The sequence below is a fragment of the Rhodococcus rhodochrous genome (assembly GCF_900187265.1).
Classification (GTDB): domain Bacteria; phylum Actinomycetota; class Actinomycetes; order Mycobacteriales; family Mycobacteriaceae; genus Rhodococcus; species Rhodococcus rhodochrous.
Genome location: NZ_LT906450.1, coordinates 2,650,643 through 2,672,018, shown reverse-complemented (window position 1 = coordinate 2,672,018; position 21,376 = coordinate 2,650,643). Strand labels below are relative to the sequence as shown.

Annotated in this window: 22 protein-coding genes; 7 read left to right on the top strand and 15 right to left on the bottom strand. The window is 67.9% G+C overall.

The genetic code is table 11. From position 1 onward, the window contains the following. Positions 1 to 6: 6 nt before the first annotated feature. Positions 7 to 717: a FadR/GntR family transcriptional regulator gene (locus tag CKW34_RS12235; RefSeq protein WP_059383453.1), complete on the top strand. Its 711-nt coding sequence runs from the start codon at positions 7 to 9 to the stop codon at positions 715 to 717. Here the strand turns inward: CKW34_RS12235 and CKW34_RS12230 are convergent. From CKW34_RS12230 to CKW34_RS12220, 3 genes are all read right to left on the bottom strand, one after another. Then, entirely contained in the window at positions 690 to 1,958 is a 1,269-nt protein-coding gene (locus CKW34_RS12230; protein WP_059383454.1) for a glycosyltransferase family 87 protein, read from the bottom strand. The genes CKW34_RS12235 and CKW34_RS12230 overlap by 28 nt on opposite strands. After that, positions 1,955 to 3,244 (bottom strand): Na+/H+ antiporter NhaA, encoded by a 1,290-nt coding sequence (gene nhaA, locus CKW34_RS12225; RefSeq protein WP_174479653.1) that lies wholly within the window; start codon positions 3,242 to 3,244, stop codon positions 1,955 to 1,957. The genes CKW34_RS12230 and nhaA overlap by 4 nt, the downstream gene beginning before the upstream one ends. 365 nt (positions 3,245 to 3,609) lie before the next feature. Continuing rightward, positions 3,610 to 4,314 (bottom strand): universal stress protein, encoded by a 705-nt coding sequence (locus CKW34_RS12220; protein WP_059383455.1) that lies wholly within the window; start codon positions 4,312 to 4,314, stop codon positions 3,610 to 3,612. A 675-nt stretch (positions 4,315 to 4,989) separates the two neighbouring features. Between CKW34_RS12220 and CKW34_RS12205 the strand changes: the two genes are divergently transcribed. Next, the gene (locus CKW34_RS12205) at positions 4,990 to 5,820 is read left to right on the top strand and encodes an aldo/keto reductase (RefSeq protein WP_006552054.1); all 831 of its coding nucleotides are present in this window, start codon (positions 4,990 to 4,992) and stop codon (positions 5,818 to 5,820) included. A gap of 63 nt (positions 5,821 to 5,883) precedes the next feature. Here CKW34_RS12205 and CKW34_RS12200 read toward each other — a convergent pair whose 3' ends face one another. Further along, positions 5,884 to 8,211 carry an arylsulfatase gene (locus CKW34_RS12200; protein WP_059383458.1) on the bottom strand — a complete coding sequence of 776 codons (2,328 nt, stop codon included), beginning with the start codon at positions 8,209 to 8,211 and terminating at the stop codon, positions 5,884 to 5,886. Positions 8,212 to 8,299: 88 nt separating this feature from the next. Continuing rightward, entirely contained in the window at positions 8,300 to 9,235 is a 936-nt protein-coding gene (locus CKW34_RS12195; protein WP_059383459.1) for a formylglycine-generating enzyme family protein, read from the bottom strand. A 104-nt stretch (positions 9,236 to 9,339) separates the two neighbouring features. Here CKW34_RS12195 and ligD point away from each other — a divergent pair, with 104 nt between their 5' ends. Together ligD and CKW34_RS12185 are read left to right on the top strand one after the other, a co-directional pair. Continuing rightward, positions 9,340 to 10,308, top strand: coding sequence for a non-homologous end-joining DNA ligase (gene ligD, locus CKW34_RS12190; RefSeq protein WP_059383460.1), 969 nt, complete (start codon positions 9,340 to 9,342; stop codon positions 10,306 to 10,308). A gap of 22 nt (positions 10,309 to 10,330) precedes the next feature. Next, a complete protein-coding gene (locus CKW34_RS12185; protein ID WP_059383461.1) occupies positions 10,331 to 10,732 on the top strand; it encodes a TIGR03668 family PPOX class F420-dependent oxidoreductase in 402 nt (133 codons plus the stop codon). Between the two features lie 4 nt (positions 10,733 to 10,736). Here CKW34_RS12185 and CKW34_RS12180 read toward each other — a convergent pair whose 3' ends face one another. Further along, positions 10,737 to 11,582 carry an alpha/beta fold hydrolase gene (locus tag CKW34_RS12180; protein WP_059383462.1) on the bottom strand — a complete coding sequence of 282 codons (846 nt, stop codon included), beginning with the start codon at positions 11,580 to 11,582 and terminating at the stop codon, positions 10,737 to 10,739. 285 nt (positions 11,583 to 11,867) lie between these two features. On the opposite strand from CKW34_RS12180, the gene CKW34_RS12175 reads away from it, so the two are divergent. The 3 genes from CKW34_RS12175 (at position 11,868) to CKW34_RS12165 (ending at position 13,432) form a co-directional block, all read left to right on the top strand. Continuing rightward, positions 11,868 to 12,266, top strand: coding sequence for a hypothetical protein (locus CKW34_RS12175; RefSeq protein ID WP_080968338.1), 399 nt, complete (start codon positions 11,868 to 11,870; stop codon positions 12,264 to 12,266). A 181-nt stretch (positions 12,267 to 12,447) separates the two neighbouring features. After that, entirely contained in the window at positions 12,448 to 12,810 is a 363-nt protein-coding gene (locus CKW34_RS12170) for a RidA family protein (RefSeq protein ID WP_059383577.1), read from the top strand. Positions 12,811 to 12,910: 100 nt separating this feature from the next. Then, a complete protein-coding gene (locus tag CKW34_RS12165; RefSeq protein ID WP_059383463.1) occupies positions 12,911 to 13,432 on the top strand; it encodes a MarR family winged helix-turn-helix transcriptional regulator in 522 nt (173 codons plus the stop codon). Positions 13,433 to 13,526: 94 nt separating this feature from the next. On the opposite strand, the gene CKW34_RS12160 is transcribed toward CKW34_RS12165, so the two are convergent. The 9 genes from CKW34_RS12160 to CKW34_RS12120 all read right to left on the bottom strand — a co-directional run bounded on the left by CKW34_RS12160 (position 13,527) and on the right by CKW34_RS12120 (position 21,332). After that, on the bottom strand, positions 13,527 to 14,552 hold the full coding sequence (locus CKW34_RS12160; protein ID WP_059383464.1) for an aromatic ring-hydroxylating oxygenase subunit alpha: 1,026 nt from the start codon (positions 14,550 to 14,552) through the stop codon (positions 13,527 to 13,529). A gap of 2 nt (positions 14,553 to 14,554) precedes the next feature. Further along, positions 14,555 to 14,770, bottom strand: a complete 216-nt coding sequence (locus tag CKW34_RS12155) for a recombinase-like helix-turn-helix domain-containing protein (protein ID WP_059383465.1) — start codon at positions 14,768 to 14,770, stop codon at positions 14,555 to 14,557. A 13-nt stretch (positions 14,771 to 14,783) separates the two neighbouring features. Beyond that, positions 14,784 to 15,734 carry a PDR/VanB family oxidoreductase gene (locus CKW34_RS12150; protein WP_059383578.1) on the bottom strand — a complete coding sequence of 317 codons (951 nt, stop codon included), beginning with the start codon at positions 15,732 to 15,734 and terminating at the stop codon, positions 14,784 to 14,786. 95 nt (positions 15,735 to 15,829) lie between these two features. Continuing rightward, the gene (locus CKW34_RS12145; protein WP_059383466.1) at positions 15,830 to 17,491 is read right to left on the bottom strand and encodes a thiamine pyrophosphate-binding protein; all 1,662 of its coding nucleotides are present in this window, start codon (positions 17,489 to 17,491) and stop codon (positions 15,830 to 15,832) included. Continuing rightward, positions 17,484 to 18,266 carry an SDR family oxidoreductase gene (locus CKW34_RS12140; RefSeq protein ID WP_059383467.1) on the bottom strand — a complete coding sequence of 261 codons (783 nt, stop codon included), beginning with the start codon at positions 18,264 to 18,266 and terminating at the stop codon, positions 17,484 to 17,486. Before CKW34_RS12140 ends, CKW34_RS12145 begins: the two co-directional genes overlap by 8 nt. Positions 18,267 to 18,306: 40 nt before the next feature. Further along, positions 18,307 to 19,068 carry a 3-oxoacyl-ACP reductase family protein gene (locus CKW34_RS12135; protein WP_059383468.1) on the bottom strand — a complete coding sequence of 254 codons (762 nt, stop codon included), beginning with the start codon at positions 19,066 to 19,068 and terminating at the stop codon, positions 18,307 to 18,309. A 2-nt stretch (positions 19,069 to 19,070) separates the two neighbouring features. Continuing rightward, positions 19,071 to 19,577: a cupin domain-containing protein gene (locus CKW34_RS12130; protein ID WP_059383469.1), complete on the bottom strand. Its 507-nt coding sequence runs from the start codon at positions 19,575 to 19,577 to the stop codon at positions 19,071 to 19,073. 34 nt (positions 19,578 to 19,611) lie between these two features. Beyond that, the gene (locus tag CKW34_RS12125) at positions 19,612 to 20,406 is read right to left on the bottom strand and encodes an alpha/beta fold hydrolase (protein WP_059383470.1); all 795 of its coding nucleotides are present in this window, start codon (positions 20,404 to 20,406) and stop codon (positions 19,612 to 19,614) included. Beyond that, positions 20,403 to 21,332: a VOC family protein gene (locus CKW34_RS12120; protein WP_059383471.1), complete on the bottom strand. Its 930-nt coding sequence runs from the start codon at positions 21,330 to 21,332 to the stop codon at positions 20,403 to 20,405. Before CKW34_RS12120 ends, CKW34_RS12125 begins: the two co-directional genes overlap by 4 nt. Positions 21,333 to 21,376 lie beyond the last annotated feature (44 nt).

Sequence of the window (21,376 nt, the reverse complement as noted above, 5' to 3'; positions counted from 1 at the left end):
GAAGTCATGTCGTCGTCCGAGGGTCGTGCGTGGGAGCAGGTGCTCAACCACCTGGAGCAGATGCTGGTCTCGGGAGAACTCGGCCCGGGCCAGCGTCTGCCCCCGGAGCGCACGCTCGCCGCACAACTCGGCGTCGGCCGGTCTTCGGTTCGTGAGGCACTGCGGGTGATGGAGGCCCTCGGGCTGCTCAGCACCCACACCGGCTCCGGGCCGAACGTCGGCGCGATGATCGTCTCGCGACCCACCGGCGGGATGTCGATGCTCATGCGCCTGCAGGTGGCCGCGCAGAACTTTCCCGTCTCCCACATCGTGCGCACCCGCCTGGTGCTCGAGACCGAGGTGATGGACACCCTCGCCAACCGGACCCCGGCGCCGGAACTCACCCCGGCCGAGGAACTGCTGGACGCGATGGACGATCCGGAGTTGGCGGCACCCGAGTTCCTGGTTCTCGACGCCCAGTTCCATGTCGCGATGGCCGACGCGGCCGGCAACCTCGTCGTCGCGGCGATGGTGGCCGGTCTGCGCGACTCCATCGAGAGCTACGTCCTCGCGGGCGCACCGCACACCGATTGGCCCGCGACCTGCGTGCGGCTGCGTCACGAGCACCGCGGTCTCGTCGACGCGGTCCGCGCCGGCGATGCCACGCTCGCCCGCAAGCGCATCGTCGAGCACATCCGCGGTTACTATGCTCAGAGTTTCGGCGCCGACGCGTTCTGACGCCCTGTCCGAGCGATGTCCACCGAAGGGTCTGTGACCGGTTCGGGGACGCGTGCGGATCGTCGGCGATCGACCAGCACCGCGAATATCACGATGAGCAGCAGCGACCAGCCCAGTGTCGGGCGCATGTACTCGGCGTACCGGCCCGCCTCCACCCATCTGCCCGAATACCATTCGTCGGCGCTGAGGAAGCCGTACACCGCCAGCCATGCCGGCCAGTTCCGCATCACGGACTGTGGGAGGACCACGCTCATGAGCAACGGGAACAGAAGCATCGAGTAGTACATCTGCCCGAGCGAACCGAGCAGGAACGACGCGGTCATCAGCACGCCGGCACCGGTGACGACGAAGAACACCTCGTCGTGCCGGTGGTAACGGTGGAGCAGATACATCGTGGCCGCGGCGAGCACCGCGAAACCGATGCGCAACCCGAGGATCAGGGGCTCGGGCAGACCGTAATAGGTGCCGTTGCCGGTGATCGAACTGTTGAAGTAGTCGCGGGACTGCAGCAGATACGGGACGGTGCGTTCGACGAACTGCCACGGATCCGCAGCCCACCGCCACGCCAATGCGGTGAGCCCGACCGGCACCGCTGCGGCGGTCAGGAGAGCCTTGCTCTGGCGGCGCAGCACGGGAAGCAACAGCAACGGCGCGAGAATCGGCTTGATCGCGAAGGTCACCCCGATTGCCGTGCCGGCCCAGAGGTCCCGCCGCGCCAGCAACAATGTCAGGAACGCCATCTGACCGAGTAGGACCACACCGTTGATGTTGGTGAACACCAGGGTGTTGATCACCGATTCGGAAGCGAAGGCGACCGTCACCGCGATCGGGAACGCCGCCGATCGCGCCGTGTACCCGAGCATCCGCACGACGAGGTACACGGCGACGAGGACGGCCGCCGCGTTGACCCCGATGAACGCCCATCGTGAGAGTTCGTGTTCGAGGGCCGCGAACGGTGCGATCAGCAGCGAACCCGACGGCGGGTAGAGGTAGTGCGGGTCGACGTGTTCGTACGTCGCTGTGTAGACCGGTTCACGGTTCCAGAAGGCGACGGCTGCGCGGTAGACACCGGTGAAGTCGTCCGTGCGCGCACCGTCGACGGCGAGGATCGCCGTGCGATGGACGACGAGCATCACGGCGATCGGCCAGAAGACACACTTCAGCAGGGCCTGCGGTGACCGCACGGTCGGCTGGACCCACCACGGCCGACCGTCCCGGCCGTGATTCGAGTTCTCGATCATCGCTGATAGACGTCGGGAATCCCGTCGCCGTCCTCGTCGACCTGCTCGGCCGCCGTGATCCTGCGGTAGGCACGGTTACGGGCGACGAGAACAGTCGAGGCCAGAGCGGCGCTGAGCAACGATCCGCACAGCACGGCGACCTTCACGTGATCGGCCGCGACGGTACCTGCACCGTAGGCGAGGTCGCCGATGAGCAGGGACACCGTGAAGCCGATTCCACCGAGCAGGGACACACCCAGCACGTCCACCCAACTCAGCTCGTCGTCGAGATGTGCTCGGGTGAAGCGCGCCACCAGGTAGCTGACCCCGAAGATCCCGACGACCTTGCCGACGACCAGACCGGCGATCACCCCGGCGGAGATGGGATCGGTGAGGGCGTTCGCCAGGCCGGTGAATCCTCCGACGGTGACGCCGGCGGCGAAGAAGGCGAAGACCGGCACGGCAATACCGGCGGACAGCGGCCGGATCCGGTGTTCGACGTGCTCGGCGACCGGAATCGTGCGGTCCCCCACCTGCCGGGCGACGGGAACCGCGAAGCCGAGCAGTACACCGGCGATGGTTGCGTGCACACCGGATTCGTGGACCAGCCACCAGGTCACTGCAGCCAACGGCACCAGGAGCCACCAGGAACCGAAGCCGCGTCGGAGCGCGATGCCGAACAGCGCCAACGGGATCAGCGCCCCGCCCAGGTAGAGCAGGTTCACCTCGTCGGTGTAGAAGACCGCGATCACGGTCACGGCGAGCAGGTCGTCGACCACGGCGAGGGTGAGCAGGAACGTTCGCAGCGCCGACGGGAGATGACTACCGATGACGGCGAGAATCGCTACGGCGAACGCGATGTCGGTCGCCGTCGGGACCGCCCATCCGTTCAACGCGTCGGCGCCACCACGAAGATTGATGACGGCGAAGATCACGGCCGGGACGATCATGCCGCCCAGGGCGGCGGTCACCGGCATGGCGGCACGCCGCAGATCCCGCAGACTGCCTTCGACGAATTCCCGTTTGAGTTCGACGCCGACGACGAAGAAGAACACGGCGAGCAGGCCGTCGGCCGCCCAGGTGCCCAGGGTCAGGTCCAGGTGCCACGATGCCGGACCGATCCGGGTCTCCCGCAGGGCATCGTAGGAATCCGACCATCCTGTGTTCGCCCATATCAATGCGATGACGGCGCCGATGAGCAGCAGGACACCGCCGACGGTCTCCTTGCGGAGGATCTCCGTCACGCGGCGTGTGTCCTGCCATGTTCCGCGCGAGAGGAAGGGGACTCCGGAGAAGATGTTCGGCATCACAGGTCCTCGGAATTCTCGACGGCACGCGGTGCGCGAACGGCGGCCGGCCGGGCCGGATGCGCACGATCGGCATGAGCGGCAATATGTTCCGAATCCGATAGTGGGATCGGATACCGAAAACTAGGGCATCCCTGCGATTTCGGTGTCGGACGCCGACACGCAGCCGGGAGGCCGATGCGACCTTCGGCGCTGCGGTGGACGTGCTCCGCGAGGGTGCCGGTCACTGCGCCGGCTGCAGGGCTCGGGCGGGACGGGTGGCGACGGGACAGATGGGTACAGACACGGGTCCTCCGGTTCGACGACGTAATTACTTCTGCCGACCAGACTTCCCGGCGCACCGAGATCGACCATACCGTATCGGGTCAGGTCGACGCGGTGCCCGTCACATTCTCCTCGGGAGCGACCCGAACTGCGACCGTGGGTTCGTTCGCACCCGCGTCCGGCGAGACGACGGTGGGATCGACGACGAGCACAGGCACATGAGAGTGTCCGATGAGGTATTCGGCGACGCTACCGAGCATTCGGGAGGACATGCCTCGTCCGCGGCGTCCCACGACGAGAACGTCGGCGTGGTGTTCCTCGGCGAACCAACCCAGGCATCGACCGGCCGGGCCGGCGAGGACGGCATATCCCACCGAAATATCACCCATCGATTCGACGGCCTGCTCGAGTCGTCGTCGCACCGTGGCGAGGAGCTCGGAGTCGGGATCGCCGGCGTCGTCGTAGGAGATCACGACAACGAGTTCGAGCACTCCTCCGGCCGGGCCGAACAATCGTCGCGCCGCGTCCAGCGCATGCTTGGCCTCGGTGGATCCGTCGTAGCCGACCATCACGCGGAGTCCGCCTTCATCGGCCTCTCCGGCGTGCTGCCGGGCCACCGTCGTCACTTCGACGGGCCGGGGAACACGCTCGATGCGCTCGAAGGCGATGGGGACGAACAGCGGTCCGAGGATGACGGCGATGATCGTCCAGCGAGGGTCGTGGCCTCGACGTGCCATCCACAGACCGGTCACGAGTCCTGACAGCACCCATACGACGAGGAAGGCGACGAAGACGGCCCAGTTCATGGCGTACCCCCAGGTGCGTGGGCCGAGAAGAGGTGTACCGCTGCGTTCATGTCCCCTCCGGGGTCGTCGAAGAAAGCTGCTCCCGCCGACCAGACTTCCCGGCACACCAGGGGAGACGATACCCGACCCGGCCGCGGGATCTCACCTGTTGCTCCGACAGGTCTGCGCGCGGAGGACGTCGCGCGAGATCGCCCCCCCGTTCAGCGTCGTGCCGGGCCCCCGGCGGCATCCGTCCGATCATCGTCCTGCAACTGCCGGATGGCGTCGGTGACGTCAGTGTAGATGCTGCGGCGATCGGTGGGACACAGATAGCGCGACAGCAACCCGCGGTCCCTGCAGAAGCACGTCCTCGACCATGCGCACGGCGCCCCGGCCCTGGCGTCCGCTGCCAACATCGGTGCCTTCAATCTCGGCAACGCCCTGGCCGCCTGGCTCGGCGGCATGGTGATATCCGCCGGATTCGGGTACACGGCACCCAACGCCGTCGGGGCCGTCCTGGCCGCGTCCGCTCTGATCCCGGCGGTCCTGTCCCACCGACTACAGCGAAAGGACGATTACGCCAACGCAACTCACACATTCACAGAACCCGACCTCCACAGCACCTCCCGTGCTGCCGTCGACCCCGTCCGACTCTGACCCCGAACTACGCGAACACCCCCGAAGGAGCACCATCCCGTGACATCGTCCACGATCCCCACCGTCACCCTGAACAACGGCGTCGAGATCCCCCAGCTCGGCTTCGGCGTCTTCCAGATCCCCGAGGACGAGACCACCGCGGCCGTCAGCGCCGCACTCGAGACCGGCTACCGCCACATCGACACCGCCGCGGCCTACGGCAACGAGGCCGGCGTCGGCCGCGCGCTGGCGGACTCCGGACTGTCCCGCGACGAGCTGTTCATCACGACGAAGGTGTGGAACTCCGATCAGGGTTACGACGCCACCCTCCGCGCCTTCGACACCAGTCTTGCCGCGCTCGGCCTCGATCGTCTCGACCTCTACCTCATCCACTGGCCGACTCCGGCCCGCGATCTCTATGCCGACACCTGGCGTGCGCTCGAACGCCTCGTCGAGGAAGGACGCCTCCGCGCCGCGGGCGTGTCGAACTTCCAGCCCGCCCATCTCCAGCGCCTGCTGGACGGCAGCTCGCTCGTCCCGACGATCAACCAGATCGAACTGCACCCCGGTCTGCAGCAGAGCGAACTGCGCGCCTTCCACGCCGAGCACGGCATCGCCACCGAGGCGTGGAGCCCGCTCGCCCAGGGCGCCGTGCTGGACGACGAGGCGATCACGTCGATCGCCGGACGCACCGGCAAGTCGCCGGCCCAGGTGGTGCTGCGCTGGCATCTGCAGCTCGGCAACGTCGTCATCCCGAAGTCGGTCACGCCGTCCCGGATCCGGGAGAACTTCGAGGTCTTCGACTTCGAGCTGACCGACGAGGACATGTCGACCATCGCCGGTGCCGATCGCGATCTGCGCACCGGACCTCATCCGGACGAGTTCAACTGACAGACCTCGCGGCTCCGGGCGGATCCACCGCCCGGAGTCGGTAAGGCGCTCGAAGAGCTGCGTTCAGGTGTATTCGACGGTCATCCTGTCGATGCTCCCGTCGAACGGGAACGGTGCGCGGTCGAAGTAGTCGAGCGAGACCGGTGAACCCAGGCAGGTGCCGATGTCCAGGCAGTCGTTCGCCGTGAACAGCAACGGCGCACTGACCGGTACGACGGTCTCCCCCACCGACTGCCCGTCGACGGAGATCCGGACGTTCAACGGACCGCCGGGGCGCGCTTCGGCGTACTTGGTGACCACCTCGACGAGGTGGTGTCCGGGCGCGACGCGGCTCTCCGAGCGCATCTTCGTCCGCATCAGGATGAACAGGTTGTATTCGTAGCAGAGGTAACCGTCGTCCGCGAAGCACGTCAGGCCACCACCGTTGGCCCCCAGCGCGTAGAGGACGCCGTGCGCCCGCTCCGGGAAGGTCACGTCGATGCAGACCCGGTTGTTCTTGTTTCCCAGTGCGGGAGCGCAGAATTCGGGCATGCGGGTGACGTCGCCGGTGAAATCCCAACTCGTGTACGGCGTGGTGATGCGTTGTTCCGGATGGATCGCCGCGACCCAGAGCCCCCCACCGATGGGAAGAGCGTTGTTCCTGGCTGCTTCGATCGCGAAGATCTCCCGCATCTGGGCCAACTTCTCGGGGTACTGCTCGGCGAGGTCGTGGTTCTGCGTCCAGTCCTCGTCGAGGTTGTAGAGCTCCCAGGTGTCGTCGTCCGGGCTCCAATCGCGGATCCCGCCGGGCAGACCGGGCAGCCACGGTGCGCGGGGACCGAAGGCCGACGCCATCCATCCGTCGTGGTAGATCGCTCGGCTGCCCATGACCTCGAAGTACTGGGTGAGTTTGCCCGCCGGCGCGTCACGGTCCACGAAGGTCCGGGCGAAACCGGCGCCGTCGATCGGATCCTGCGGAATCCCGTCGACGGTCCGCGGCGGTGCGATGCCCAGCAGCTCGTAGAAGGTAGGCACCAGGTCGTTGCAGTGCAGGAACTGCGTCCGTGGGGTGAGATCGGGCGTGACGCGCACGGGCCAGCGCACCACCATGGGATTGCGGGTTCCCCCGAGATGGGAGGCGAGGAGCTTCATGCCCTTGTAGGGCGTGCTGCCCGCCCAGGCCCAACCCGCGTGGTACATGTTGTCGGTCTTCGGGGAGCCGAGAACATCGAGTCCGCCCAGTTCGTCGAGGGCCGCGATGTGTTGGGCGGTGGTCGTGGGGATCCCGTTCTGCGCGAGCAGTTCGCTGATGGTGCCGTTCTGGCCTTCACCGGACGACCCGTTGTCGCCCCAGATGTAGAAGACCAGGGTGTTGTCGCGGTAGCCCAGCCGGTCGAGTTCGTCGAACAGCCGCCCCACCTGGACGTCGCAGTGTTCGGCGTATCCTGCCGCGACCTCCATGAGGCGTCGTTGGAAGGGCTTCTCGTCGTCGGGGATGTCGTCCCAGGCCGTCATGGTGGGGTGCCGCTCGGTGAGTTCGGCCTCCGGTGGGATCCAGCCCTTCTCCTTGGCCCGCTCGAACACGCGCTCGCGGTAGGCGTCCCATCCGTCGTCGAACTTGCCCGCATACCGGTCGGCCCACGGCTTCATGATGTGGTGTGGCCCGTGCAGGCATCCGCTGGCCCAGTACATGAAGAACGGCCGGGACGGATCGAGCGCCTTGTGGCGGCGCAACCAGCCGATCGCGTCGTCGGCGAGGTCCTCACTGAGGTGGTAGCCCTCTTCGGGAGTCTTCGGGGGCAGGACGACGGTGGTGTTGCGGACGAGATTCGGCTCGTACTGCGACGCCTCGCCGGCGAGGAAACCGTAGAAGTAGTCGAAACCGACTCCGGTGGGCCAGTTGTCGAAGGGACCCGCTGCGGTGGTCTCCTCCGCAGGAGTGTTGTGCCACTTGCCGAAAGCCGCTGTGGTGTAACCGTAGTGGCGCAGCACCTCGGCCCCGGTGGCGCTCGATTTCGGGATGTGCCCGGAATATCCGTCCCAGTCGTTGGCGAGTTCGGCGATCTGCCCGTTTCCGACGCGGTGATGATTGCGTCCGGTCAACAACGATGCGCGGGTGGGCGAGCACATCGCCGTGGTGTGGAAGCGGTTGTAGCTGATGCCTTCGTCGAGCAGGCGGTCGAGCGTGGGTGTGCTCACCTCGCCGCCGAATGCGCTCGGCAGACCGGGGCCCGCGTCGTCGATGAGGACGACCAGGATGTTCGGGGCGTCGTCGGGAAGGCGACGGTGTTGTGCGCGTGGGCTGTAGACCGATTCCTGCATGGTCCGTCCTGCGATGCTTCCTGACGGCACCGGTGGGAACGGCAGAGTTTCTCCGCCCGGGATCGGATTCGGACGCAGATCCTGGCTCATGGTGGAAGCCTCTTTTCACCCCATCCGTTCCCAGTACACCACCGGTATCGGGCCGCATACACCCCTGACCAGGGTGAAACCTGCCCTCTCACGGGCGAATGATGCAGCGGAATCCGATATGGCACGTCGCGGTCTCCTCGGTGTCGCCCTGGCGGGCGGCGGGTCGGTAACGCAGACAGTAGTTCGGGGCGCACAGGTGCGATCCGCCCTTGATGACGCGGCGCGGATACGCTTCGCGCGGATCGTGTTCGGCCTTGTCGACACGGGGATTCGTCGGGATGCAGCACGACGACGCCGGCGCGACGTTCTTACCGCTCGAAGCATGGTTCGCGGTGAAGTAGTCGGCGGTCCACTCCCACACGTTGCCCGCCATGTCGTGGAGCCCGTATCCGTTCGGCCGGAAGTGTCCGACAGGTGAGGTTCCGGCGAATCCGTCCGTTTCGAGGTTCTGCCACGGGAACTCGCCCTGCCAGACGTTCCCGCCGGGTCGGCCTTTCGGTTCGTGTTCGTCCCCCCATGTGAAGGCCGTGCGGTCGAGTCCGCCGCGGGCGGCGAACTCCCATTCCGCCTCCGTCGGCAGCTCCTTGCCGGCCCACTCGGCGTAGGCGCGGGCATCGAACCACGAGACGTGGGTGACGGGATGCCGTTCCCGCCCGCCGACGGTGCTGCCCGGCCCCTCGGGATGGCGCCAGTCGGCACCCGGGACGAACGACCACCAGCGCGTGTAATCGTCGAGCGGTACCGGCCCTGGCGGAGGCGTGAACACGAGCGATCCGGGCACGAGCAGGGACGGATCGGCGCCCGGATAATCGGCGGGGTCCGGCGCGACTTCCGCGGTGGTGACGTATCCGGTGTCCTTCACGAAGCGCCGGAACTCGGCGACGGTCACCGGGTGCGTGTCCATCCAGAACCCGTCGACCGTCACCTGGTGGACCGGTCGCTCCTCCGGATAGAAGTCCTCGGACCCCATCCAGAACGTGCCTCCGGGGACGAGGGTCATGTTCTGCGTCGCGGCACGCGTCATGACGTCAGCCTCGCACGGCCCGGGTCGGGACGCGAGGGACGCACCGACGGACGAGACCGCGCATTCTCCGGTCCCGTCCCGGCCCCGTACCGCAGACTCGGGACATGCCCTCCACAACGACGGAACTGTCCCCGATGCTGGCGACCCTCGGTCCGCCGCCGACCGGGAACTGGGCGTTCGAGATGAAATGGGACGGCCAGCGCACCCTCGCCACGGTGACCGACGGACAGTGCCGGCTGACCAGCCGCACCGGCAACGACATCACCCGGAGCTTCCCCGAACTCCCCCACCCGCTCACCACTGCGACGGACGGCCGGGACTGCATCGTCGACGGCGAGATCGTCACGCTCGACGCCGAGGGGCGGCCGTCCTTCGCCCGGTTGCAGCGCCGCATGCACGTCCACCGCCCCACCGAGGAGCTACGTGCCGAGCTACCGGTCCTGATCTACCTGTTCGACGTCCTCGCTCTCGACGGACAGTCCACGACGGAGTTGTCCTATCTGGAGCGCCGGGCCGTCCTCGACGATCTGGTCGTCCCCGGACCGCGGGTTCAGCTGTCGCCCTACTGGACCGATGTCGACGCACCGACCATGCTCACGGTCGCGCGCGAACACGGCCTCGAAGGGATCGTCGCCAAGGACCCGGACGCACCGTATCTACCCGGGACCCGCAGCGACGGCTGGATCAAGACGCCGCTGCGTCGGAACACCGAGGTGGTCGTCGTCGGGTGGCTCCCCGGATCCGGCAAGGCTGCCGGCGGCATCGGTTCACTGCTGCTCGGCGCCCACGACGACGAGGAACGGTTGGTGTTCATCGGCCGGGTCGGGACGGGGTTCACCGCTGCGACCAGACGTGAGTTGCGATCGCAGCTGCGTCCCTTGGAGCGACCGACGACCCCGTTGGCAGTTGCGCCGCCGGCTCGGGAGACCCACGGAGCCCACTGGGTGGAACCCATCCTCGTCGGAGAGGTCGAGTACCGGGAGTACGCAGGCGGAAGCCTCCGGCATCCGAGCTGGCGAGGACTACGCACCGACAAGACGGTGCCGGAGGTCGATCTGCCCGGCCGCCACTGACCGTCCGGTTACCGTGAGGCACATGGATGTCCGTCGCAGTGTCGCCGATGCCCGAGTGGCCCGCCTCGCCACCGCCGACGGGTCCGGCGAGCCGCATCTCGTCCCGATCATGTTCGCCCTCGACGGCGACGTGATCCACACCTGCGTCGACGACAAGCCGAAATCCACCCGGCGCCTACGTCGCCTCGCCGACATCGCAGAGAACCCGCGGGTGTGCGTGCTCGTCGACCACTACAGCGACGACTGGTCGCAGCTGTGGTGGGTCCGCATCGACGGCATCGCCACGGTCCACGACGCGGACACTGCCGAGGGAATTGCGGGCATCGACGCACTCGTCCGCAAATACCCGCAGTACCAGGCGAAACGACCACCGGGACCGGTGATCACCATCGACAGGCTGCGCTGGCGGTCCTGGTCCGCGTGAGCAGCTAACGATCCAGCGCGAGCATCGCCTCGGCGATCACGTCGACTGCCGCAACAGGGACCGCGGTGCCGGCATCGTCCAGGACGAGCAACCGCGCTCCCGGGATCTCGCGTGCGATGGCTTCTCCGTTGCCGACGGGGAAGAACGGATCCCGGCGACCGTGCACGACGAGGGCCGGGATGCCGACCTCGGGCAAGCGTTCCCGCCAGCGGGGCGTGCAATCGAGCCTGGAGAAGACCATTCCGAGTTGATCAGCGGAGTGGGCCGACGGTTGATCGTTCGGTGTGCGGTCCCAGATGCGCTCGGCGACCGCGCGCGCGGCGTCCGGATCGTCGCCGAGGACTGCTGCGCGGGCAGCGGCGAACTCTGCCACGGCCGTGCGATCGGCCCACTCGGGCATCGGAAGTGCGAACATGCGCTTCATCGTCGCTGCGTCGTGATCGGGAAGGTCGCGGTCGCACGGGCCCGGTGCGACCGAACGCGTCCCCACCAGGGTCAGGGCTCGGAACGCGGCTGGATGGTCGAGCGCAGCGACCTGGGCGACCATCCCGCCGACACCGATGCCCGCGAGATGCGCCGGCCTGCCGCCGAGCGCGTCGACGAGGGCTGCCGCATCGTCGGCGAGGTCGCGCAGGGTGTAGCCGGGCACGTCCGGGTCCTTCGTCGTCGACTCCCCGCAATCCCGCAGGTCGTACCGCACGACACGACGCCCACCCGCCGCGAGCCGCTCGCACAGTTCGTCGGGCCACGAGAGCATCGTCGTCCCCCCGACGAGCAGGACGAGTGGTGCGTTCGCGTCACCGAAGGACTCGACGCCCAGATCGACCCCGTTGGCACTGACGGTGGTCATGGCCCGCTCAACCTTCCAGTGCGGCGACGGTCGGTGCGGTCTTCGAACAGCGGAACGCCCGGTCGAACCGGTCGATCACGTCCTCGGTGGTCCTTGTGATGTAGTGTGCCTGTCCCATGATCGGCTCCTTCGCGATCGCGATTCGGTCCCGTCCGCGTCGGGGGCGCGGATCGGGCGTTACTCGGACAGACCGGAGCAGTTCCCCGATCTCATCGGTCCCGACTGTTGACCTCGAGTCGACTCGAGGTGCTGTGCTGTCCGCACACCGACACTCCTGGAGGAACCGTGATCGCTTTCGGGCCACAGCTCATCGGCCGCACCGAGAAGGCCCTCAACGCTCTGCTGGCCGTAGCCCTTGCCGACGAGGACCTGGTCGAGACACAGTGGGTCGCACTGCGCCTCGCCGAACGATCCGACGGTTCGCGGGCTCTCGCCGCGCTGCTCCACGACACCACCTACGCACCGGACACTGCGGAGGTCGTCGATTCCCTGATCGCTCGCGGTCTGGTCCGCGACGACCGGCTCAGCGCATCCGGACGAGATGCCGTGGCGCGGATCGAACATCGCATCGAGGAGCTGACGTCCGGTATCTGGGATGCCGTCGACCCGTCCGATCGCGCCGCCGCCGAACGCGCACTGAACACCGTGCTCGACCGCGCCCGATCGGTCCTCGCGACTCGGTAGTTGCCGGTGCATCTGTACTGGCGGTCGCGTGATGCTGATCGGTAAGGGTGTCCGCGCACTGGGCTGACGTCCGCGACGGATTCCGATACCGCATCCTTCGAGGGATGATTCGACCCTGGCACCACACTTACCTTAGCGCTAAGATAAGTGGCACCGTGTCCCGAAACCAGGAGTGATCACGATGTCCTTGACCACCGTCAGCGCCCACCATCCCTACAGCCCCGCCTTCGTCGCCGGCGATCTCGTCTTCGTCTCCGGCGCCCTGTCCGTCGACTCCGAAGGCGTGGCGGTCGACGGACGCGACGAAGCCCTCGACGCCGCGATCGACCGCATGACCGACCGGCTCGCCGTGGTCGGCGGCAAACTGGAGGACGTCGCCAAGCTCACCTACTACGTCACCGACCTGTCGCTGCGCGAGGAGGCGAACCGCCAGTTCGAGCGACTGTTCGCCGAGCCGCGACCGGCCCGCACCTTCGTCGAGGTCAGCGCCCTGCCCTACGGTGCGACCGTCGAGATCGACGCGATCGCCACGGCGACGCGCTGAGACCCGAACTCCCCACGCCCCCGCGTTGCCCGTATCGTGAAGGATGTCTTGGCACTCAACCACTGAGCCCGGATATTTCCGACAGCACGAGGAGGGGCACGTGGGGCGCGACAGGGTTCCCGACCGTGACGCCGTCGACGACATCGTCGACCAGTGGGCCCGCGAGTGGCCCGGACTGGACGTCACTCCCCTCGAGGTGCTGGGACGCCTTCACCGCACGTATCTGCGGTATCAGAGTGCGATCGGCCGAGTCTTCGACGAGTACGGCATCAACATGGCCTCGTTCGACGTCCTGGCCGCACTGCGCCGCGCCGGAAAGCCGTACCGCATGACCTCGGGTCAGCTCGCGGAGAGTTCACTGGTCACCACAGGTGGGATCACACTGCGCATCGACCGCCTCGAGAAGGCCGGACTGGTGCGGCGTGAACGCGACGCAGAGGATCGGCGCATCGTCTACGCCGAACTCACACCTGCCGGAAAGAAACTCATCGACGAGATCGCCGTCGCACACTTCGAGAACGAGACGCGCATGCTCGCCGAGCTGCCGAAGAACGATCAGGCCGAACTCGTGCAGTTGCTGCGCAAGCTCGAGCACTCGCTCGTCCGGCACCAGGGTGGCTGACCACTGATCGTCGATACCGTTGCATGCCGACGGATCACACACCCCACATACGCGAGAGCGGCGGAGACCGAAGTCTCCGCCGCTCTTCCGTTCGTCAGCCGGCCATCTCCTTGGCGAGTTCGTCGGCGCGGGAACGGTACAGGCGACGCAGGCGCATCACCCCGAGGTCGTGCTGGTAGAGGTTCTCGGCCTGATCTGCGTCGGGGGCCATGCCCTCGAGCATGATGCGGTCCTGTTCGAGGACCTCCCAGTGACGTTCCTCGAGCACCGTGCGGTACAGGAACCGCCACACGTCGCGTTCCCAGCCCTGCACCCGGCGGTAACGCCAGAAGAACACCGCTGTGGTCTCGGCGTCGATGGGGGTGCCCATGCCGACGATCCCGAACGGTCCGCCCGGGCCGGCCGTGGGCGGATACGGGATCTCGAGGTCCACCCAGTCGACGCCGGTGCGGCAGTACTCGACCCAGTCGAAGTTGACGCCGCGCTGATCGGTCTTCTCGAAGAAGAATCCGCGATCGGTCTCGCGGATACGGAACCGCGCGGAGGTCTCGCCGCCGAACATCGAGTGCGATTCGTGGTGCAGGAACGCACCGTGCATGGGGTCGAGGAGGTTCTCGAGGGCGAACCGCCACGGTGCTTCCCATTCGGCGTAGCAGAGGAAGGCCGAGACATCCTCGTCCACAAGCGGGTCCGGAAGATCCAGCGGTGCGGGTTCGACGTCGGGGTCGGTGCCGAACCACGCGAGGATCGCGCCGCCCACCTCGCGCACGGGCAGGGAAGTCACCAGCTTCTTGCCTTCGAGGTTGCAGCCGGGCATACCCGGAACCTTCGCGACGGTGCCGGTGCCGTCGACCTCGACGCCGTGGTATTTGCAGGCGATGCGGTCGCCGAGGTGCACACCCTGCGAGAGCGGTGCGCCGCGGTGCGGGCAGCGGTCTGCGAGCATGCGGACGGTGTCGTCGGAGCCACGGTAGAGGACCCAGTCCTCCCCCAGCCGGCGCAGCTTGCGGATGCTGCCGCGTTCCACGAAGTCCGAAGGGCACACGGCGTGCCACTGGTTGCGCATGCCGGTCGCGAAGATCTCGTCGGCGGTCAGGTTGCGGTGCAGTCGATTGACCATGGTCAGGCTCCGATCCGGCGCATCTCGGCGGTGAACGATTGGGCGGTCCATTCCTGCGCGTCGGGCGCGTGGATACCGGAGGCGTTGAGTCCGCGGACGAGTCCGTCGAGGTCGTGGACGCCGGATCCGAAGACGGCTTCGATGGCCTTGGCGAGTTTGATCTCGTAGGGGGTGGGGTCGGCCGTGCGGGCCTGATTGATCACCAGGTACCGATCCATCGGGAGGTCCTTTCTACAGATCCAGCACCAGCTCGGTGGAGCGGGCGCGGGAGACACAGATCATCATGGTGGCGCCGGACTCCTGTTCGGCGGCCGAGAGCAGGGAGTCGCGGTGGTCGGGAGTCCCACACAGGACGCGGGTCTCGCACGTGCCGCAGATTCCTTCGCGGCACGAGTTCGGTACGTCCACACCGGCTTCCTCGAGGGTGTCGAGGACGGTCTTCTCGGGTGCGACGGTGGCGGAGATTCCGGAGCGTTCGCACACCACCGTGAACGACGCGTCGGCAGCAGCGTCGGCCTCGCGTTCCCTGGCCTTGAACCGTTCGAGCCGGATGGCCTCGGCCGGCCAGCGGTCGGCGAAAGACTCGACGGCGGTGAGCAACCCTTCGGGCCCGCAGGCGTAGACGAGGGTGTCGGGCCGGGAATCGCCGAGGATCGATGGCAGGTCGAGCATTCCGTCGGCGTCCTCGGCGACGAGGTGCACCCGGTCGCCGTAGGGCGCGAGTTCGTCGAGGAAGGCCATCGTCTCCTTCGAGCGGCCGCCGTAGTGCAGCTCCCAGTCGACACCGGCGCGGTCGGCTTCGCGGACCATCGCGAGGATGGGGGTGATGCCGATGCCGCCGGCGAGGAAGACGTAGCGCGGCGAGGGCAGCAGCTCGAAGTTGTTGCGCGGGGCGCTGACGGTGACGACGTCGCCCGGGCGGATGATTTCGTGGACACGACGGGATCCGCCGCGGCCGGCCTTCTCGTGCAGTACGGCGACGCGGTAGCCGGTCTTGTCGTCGGGGTCGCCGCACAGGGAGTACTGCCGGATGTGACCACCGCCGAGGTGCAGGTCGAGGTGGGCGCCGGGGGTCCAGTGGTCCACGGCCGCTCCGTCGGGTCGCTCCAGTCGGAGCGAGAGGACTCCGGTGGATTCGACCCGCATCTGACGGACCATGAGGTCGACGGTCTCAGCAGCCATGATCACCCTCCGAGTAATTGATTCAGTGCTTAGTATCTTAGCGCTAATATGTTACGCGCGCCACAGTCGAGCGAGATTTCTTTTTTTCAGCTCGTCTACGTGCCCGGGACCGTCACCGGTGGCGTGAACGGCGCCGGCATCTCCCCGTACGAGGCCAGGTCGACCTCGACGATCGCCGGGGCCTGCAGCGACACCGCACCCTCGAGCACCGGGTGCGCCTCCCCCGCCGATCCGATGCGCCGGTACTCGACCCCGATCGCCCGCGCGAGCAGCGCGAAGTCCGGGGTGGTCAGGTCGACGGCGTAGGGCCGTTGCCCCGAGCCGGTCTGCATGTTGCGCAGTACGCCGTAACCGCCGTCATTGCACACGAGGAGCACCAGCCACGGCTTCTCCTGCGCCATCGTCAGGACCTCACCGAGGTGCACCGCCAGTCCCCCGTCCCCGACGAGCGCCAGGGTCGGCCGGGTCTCGTCGGCCAGGGCCGCGCCGATCGCCATGCCGAGGCCCTGCCCGATGCCGCCGCCGCGCGGGAAGATGTTGCTGCGCGGGTCGTAGACGGGCAGGAGTCGGTTGCCCCACGAACTCGACGCGATCGTCACGTCCCGGGCGATGACGGCATCGTCGGGCAGCACGGCGCGCACCGCATCGCACAAGACCGCGTGGTCACCGAGTCCGTGGCGCTGGTTCTCCCGTACACGCTGCCGGGTCTCGCAGGCGCGTTCCGTCCACGCTGCCTCGACGGCATCGCCGAGTCCATCGAGTCCCAGTACCGCCGAGAGGAATTCACCGACCTCGCCGACGACCGGCAGATCCGCGGCGAACACACGGCCGGGCGCGGCCGGATCCAGGTCCACCTGCACGTGCCGCGGGGGCATCGGGATCGAATAGTCGCCGGTCTCGTTGGAACGGAAGTGGGTGCCCAGCGAGACCACGAGGTCGGCGTCGGCGAGCAGCGCCCGGCCGAGCGGCGACGAGCCGTAATTGCCGATGCACAGCGGGTGGCTCTCCGGCACGGCGCCGCGACCGGAGTTACTGGTCAGCAGCGGCACACCCCAGCGGTCGACGAGGGCGGTCAGCGCGTCCCCTGCCCGCGCTGACCCGCCACCCGCCCAGATCACCGGTCGCCGGGCCTGCGCGATCGCAGCGAGCGCCGCCTCCACCTGGGTGCGGTCCGCGTTGCGCGGCGTCCCGAGCGTGACCGGTGCCGGTTCGAGGGTGTAGTCGTCGGCGTACTGCAGGTCGATCGGCCATTCGATGCTGGCCGGTCCGCCCGGTGTCGACAACGCGTGGGCGACGGCTTCGCGCAGTACTTTTCCGGCGCTGCCGGTGTCGAGGATCGTCGCGGCGTGCGCCGAGACCGCCTCGAGCATGCCGAGCTGGTCCTTCGTCTCGTGGATGAACCCGCGTCCCGAGCCGAGGAAGCGCGACTCGATCTGTCCCGTCACATGGAGCACCGGCGTTCCGGCACTGAGGGATTCGATGAGGGATCCGGCGGCGTTGCCGGCCCCCGTGCCGGTGCTCGTGAGGGCACAGCCGAGTCCTCCGGTGGCACGGGCGTATCCGTCGGCGGCGTTGACGGCGGTCGCCTCGTGTCGCACGGGCACGAACCGCAGTTGCCGGCTCACCGCTTCCACCAGCGGCTGGTTGTGCACGCTGACGATGCCGAAGACGGTGTCGACACCGGCCTCGCGCAGCACCTGGACCAGCAGATCCCCACCGTTACCCGAGCGTGCGGTCATGACATTCCTTTCAGACATAGCGCGCGACACCGCCGCACACGTCGATGCTGGTGCCCGTCACGTACGACGAGCGGGGTGAGAGCAGGCCGACGATGTGGAAGGCCACCTCGTCGGCGGTGCCGAAGCGTCCGAGCCCGATACCGCGGTCGGCGGCGATCTCGGCCTCCCACTCGTCGAAACCTCCGGTGTAGCCGGAGTTCTCGTAGCGGTGACGCCACTGGCCGGTGTCGACGAGACCGAGGGCGACCGAGTTGACGCGGATCCCGTCGCGGGCCAGTTCCAGCGACAGCGACTTGCTCAGATTGAGCAGTCCGGCCCGTGCGGCGCTGGTAGTGACCAGCTTGGTCTCGGGCTGACGCGCGAGCACCGCGGAGATGTTGACGATCGACGCCGCATCCGATTTCCGCAGCAGCGGGAGCGCTGCGTCGACGGTGTTGAGCACGCTCGAGAACTTCAGGTCGAACTCGTCGCGCCAGTCGTCGAGGGTGGTCTCGGCGCGGGCCTTCATCCGCGAGTTGCCGGCGTTGTTGACCAGGCCGTCGAGTCCGCCGAACCGCTCGTATCCGCCCTGGACGAGAGCAGCCACCGCGGCGGGGTCGCGGACGTCGCAGGCTGCGGCGTGCGCCCGGTCGCGGCCGGGCAACGCGTCCAGCGCAGTGTTCAGTCGATCGAGGTCGCGGGCGCAGGTGACGACGTTGGCACCTTCCGCGAGCAACATGGCGACGGTCGCAAGGCCGATGCCGGAGCTGCCGCCGGTGACGAGACAGGTGCGGTTGTTCAGAAGCAGGTCCACGACCCGGTCCTTCCGTGAGATCAGTGCAGGACTCGAAGAGTCAGTGCAGGACGAAGCCGCCGTCGACGACCAGTTCCTGCCCGGTGATGTACGACGCCTCGTCACCCATGAGGAAGGCGACGGCGCCGACGAGATCGGCGGGTTGCTGCGGCCGGGTCAACGCCCGGTTCAGCCGGTACAGATCGTGCCGGTGTTGCGGAACGAACTGTGCCGATTCACTTTCCGTCAGGCCGGGCGAGACGGTGTTGACGGTGACCCCATACGGGCCGAGGTCGCGGGCCATCGTGCGGGTCAGCGCCGACACTCCGCCCTTGGAGGCGATGTAGTGCGTCAGGCGCGGCGATCCGTACAGCGCGGCGTCGGAACCGATGGCGACGACCCGGCCGGTGCCGTGCTGCTCGGCGTAATCGAGGATCGACGGGACGAGGGCGCGGCTGACGAGGAAGGTGCCCCGCAGGTTCACGTTGAGCACCCGGTCCCAGTCCTCGACAGCCAGCTCGTGCACGGCCTTGCCGCCGACGCCGTCGGCGAGCGCGGCGTTGTTGACCAGTCCGTAGATCGGTCCGTCGGCGGTGACCTGCGCGGCGAAGGCATCGACGGAGTCGGCGTCGGCGAGGTCGACGTGTACGAACCGCGCGGCGATGCCGTCGGCGCGCAGTTTCGCGGCGGCGTCCTCACCGTGCGGGTTGATGTCGGCAATCCAGACCGCGGCGCCGGCGTCGCCGAGGCGGCGCGCGATGGCCAGTCCGAGGCCGCGCGCCGCTCCGGTGACGACGATCGTGCGGTCGTCGAGGGTGCCCACGCTCAGTCCCGGGAGATGCCGAAGACGGCGGAGGTCTCCGGGTAGGTCGGGACCTGCGGCTTCTGCGTGCCGATGATGACGCAGAACAGGGCGTCGGTGGTGCCGGTGTTCTTGAGGCTGCGCGGCACACCGGCAGGAACGACGATCATGTCGCGGTACCCGAGTGTGCGCTTCTCGACGGCGCCGTCGCGGTGGATGCCGACCTCGACCTCGCCTTCGAGGACGAAGAACGCTTCCTCGGCGTCGTGGTGGGTGTGCTCGGGGCCTTCGGCACCGGCGGGCAGCAGCATGTTGGAGAAGGTGAAGCCGCGCGACGGGATGGTGCGGTTGTCGTTCTCGTGGTTGCCGGTGGCGCCGGAACCGACGTAGCGGATCTGGGCGCGGCGGAACCGGTCGCCGGCCTTGGCCTGGAATCCGAGGGTGTCCCAGTCCTCGTGGCGGGTGCCGCGGGTGAGGATGAGCGAGTCGGTGAATTCCTTCAGGTCCGAGGTGGTGTAGTCGAGTGCCATGGTGATGCTCCGTTCCGGAGTAGATGCGAGTGGGTCAGACGTGCGCGGGAGTGTGTTCGCGCAGGCGTTCGGTGATGTGGACGAAGGATTCGGTCCACGCGTTGAAGGCGTCGGGACGTTCCTGGTTGGCGAGGTGCCCGGCGCCGCGGAGGGTCACGAAGACCGCGCCGGGGATGCCGCCGGCGAGTACCTGACTCGCGGGGACACCCGTGACGGTGTCGGCGTCCCCACACAACACGAGAGTGGGGACGTCGATGTTGGCGAGGGCGCCGGTGTGGTCTGTCGCGGCCATCGACTCGGCGGCGTGGCCGTAGCCGGGTAGCCGGATCGAGCCGGCCATGATGTCCGTCGTGCGGTCGACGAGGTCGGCGGGTGCCTCGCGTGAGAGCAGTCGCGGTGCGCGCCGGGCAGCGAAGTCGGCGGGGCCGTTCGCTGCGAGGTCGGCGGCCCGTGACCGCATCGCCGAGGCGGTGTCGGCGTCGGTACCCGAGCCTACGGTGGAGTCTCCGAGGATCAGGCTGCGCACGAGGCCCGGGTGGCGCAGGGCCAGGCGGGTCGCGACGACGCCTCCCCACGACATGCCGAGGACGTGGGCGCCGTCGTCGCCGCAGTGTGCGCGGATGACGTCGGCCGCGGCGTCGGCGTAGTCGTCGAGGTCGAACGGGCGGTCGGGATCGTCGCTGCGGGCGTAACCGGGCGCGTCCCAGGCCAGGATGCGCAGGGAGTCACCGAGTCCGGAGAACTGCGGGGCGAAGCTGTCGGAGCTGCCGCCGATGCCGTGCAGCATCAGCACGGCCGGTCCGGTGCCGTAGTCGGCGACGTGGATCATGACGCCCGCTCGAGGTCGTAGCGTTCGAAGGCTCCGGGGTCGGGAATGCCGGCCATGTGCTCACGCACCTGACGGGACGGCGGTCCGGCGGTGCCCCAGAGGTCGGACAGTTCCGGGACCCGGCGCCACACCCGGCACAGCCAGCGATCCTCGTCGACCTGCGCGATGCCGGAAGTGTACTCGCACACCAGGCCGGCGGGATCGGCGAAATAGGAGAAGGTGTTGTCACCGGGACCGTGCTTGCCCGGCCCCCACAGGGGCAGCTGGCCGTGGTGGCGCAGCCGGCCGATGCCGCGCATGAAGTGATCCACGGTCGGCATCTCGTAGGCGACGTGGTTGACCGAGGTCCACTGCGCCTGGTTGAAGGCGATGCTGTGGTGATCGGAGTTGCAGCGCAGGAACGCCATCTGGTGTTCGGACCAGTCGGAGACCCGCATACCGAGCACGTCGCAGTAGAAGCGGACGGCAGCGTCGATGCCGACGGTGTTGAGCACGACGTGGGTGACCCCGACCGGAACGGCATCCTCGCGGCCGAGGGCGGGGACGGCGAGGGTGTCGGCGACGAGCTCGAGGACGCGGCCCTCGGGGTCGACGATCCGCAGTCCGTATCCCCCACCGACGTCGTCCAGAGGTCCGGGGCCGAAGACGACGGGGATTCCGCGGGCGGCGACGCGTCGTGCGGCCTCATCGACCTCGGCGGGAGTGGAGACGGCGAAGCTGATGCGGCCCAGCCCGTTCCGTTCGGCCTGGGTGAGCTGCAGGGCGTGGTGCTGGTCGCCGGTACCGCGCAACCAGGCTCCTTCGCGGCCCTGTTCGACGACGCGCAAACCCCAGACCTGGGAGTAGAAGTCGGTGGATTCGGCGGCGGCGTGAGTGCGGAGCTCGACGGAGCGTAGACGCCGCAGTCGGGCGATCGGTTCGTTCATGACGATCCCTCCAATGTCTTACAAGTCACTATCTTAGCGCTAAG

Excerpts from the sequence above, each read along its gene's own strand:
- CKW34_RS12235 (WP_059383453.1), top strand. The coding sequence starts at position 7 with ATGTCGTCGTCCGAGGGTCGTGCGTGGGAGCAGGTGCTCAACCACCTG.
- CKW34_RS12230 (WP_059383454.1), bottom strand. The coding sequence starts at position 1,958 with ATGATCGAGAACTCGAATCACGGCCGGGACGGTCGGCCGTGGTGGGTC.
- nhaA (WP_174479653.1), bottom strand. The coding sequence starts at position 3,244 with ATGCCGAACATCTTCTCCGGAGTCCCCTTCCTCTCGCGCGGAACATGG.
- CKW34_RS12220 (WP_059383455.1), bottom strand. The coding sequence starts at position 4,314 with ATGAACTGGGCCGTCTTCGTCGCCTTCCTCGTCGTATGGGTGCTGTCA.
- CKW34_RS12200 (WP_059383458.1), bottom strand. The coding sequence starts at position 8,211 with ATGAGCCAGGATCTGCGTCCGAATCCGATCCCGGGCGGAGAAACTCTG.
- CKW34_RS12195 (WP_059383459.1), bottom strand. The coding sequence starts at position 9,235 with ATGACGCGTGCCGCGACGCAGAACATGACCCTCGTCCCCGGAGGCACG.
- ligD (WP_059383460.1), top strand. The coding sequence starts at position 9,340 with ATGCCCTCCACAACGACGGAACTGTCCCCGATGCTGGCGACCCTCGGT.
- CKW34_RS12185 (WP_059383461.1), top strand. The coding sequence starts at position 10,331 with ATGGATGTCCGTCGCAGTGTCGCCGATGCCCGAGTGGCCCGCCTCGCC.
- CKW34_RS12180 (WP_059383462.1), bottom strand. The coding sequence starts at position 11,582 with ATGACCACCGTCAGTGCCAACGGGGTCGATCTGGGCGTCGAGTCCTTC.
- CKW34_RS12170 (WP_059383577.1), top strand. The coding sequence starts at position 12,448 with ATGTCCTTGACCACCGTCAGCGCCCACCATCCCTACAGCCCCGCCTTC.
- CKW34_RS12160 (WP_059383464.1), bottom strand. The coding sequence starts at position 14,552 with ATGGTCAATCGACTGCACCGCAACCTGACCGCCGACGAGATCTTCGCG.
- CKW34_RS12155 (WP_059383465.1), bottom strand. The coding sequence starts at position 14,770 with ATGGATCGGTACCTGGTGATCAATCAGGCCCGCACGGCCGACCCCACC.
- CKW34_RS12150 (WP_059383578.1), bottom strand. The coding sequence starts at position 15,734 with ATGGCTGCTGAGACCGTCGACCTCATGGTCCGTCAGATGCGGGTCGAA.
- CKW34_RS12145 (WP_059383466.1), bottom strand. The coding sequence starts at position 17,491 with ATGTCTGAAAGGAATGTCATGACCGCACGCTCGGGTAACGGTGGGGAT.
- CKW34_RS12130 (WP_059383469.1), bottom strand. The coding sequence starts at position 19,577 with ATGGCACTCGACTACACCACCTCGGACCTGAAGGAATTCACCGACTCG.
- CKW34_RS12125 (WP_059383470.1), bottom strand. The coding sequence starts at position 20,406 with ATGATCCACGTCGCCGACTACGGCACCGGACCGGCCGTGCTGATGCTG.
- CKW34_RS12120 (WP_059383471.1), bottom strand. The coding sequence starts at position 21,332 with ATGAACGAACCGATCGCCCGACTGCGGCGTCTACGCTCCGTCGAGCTC.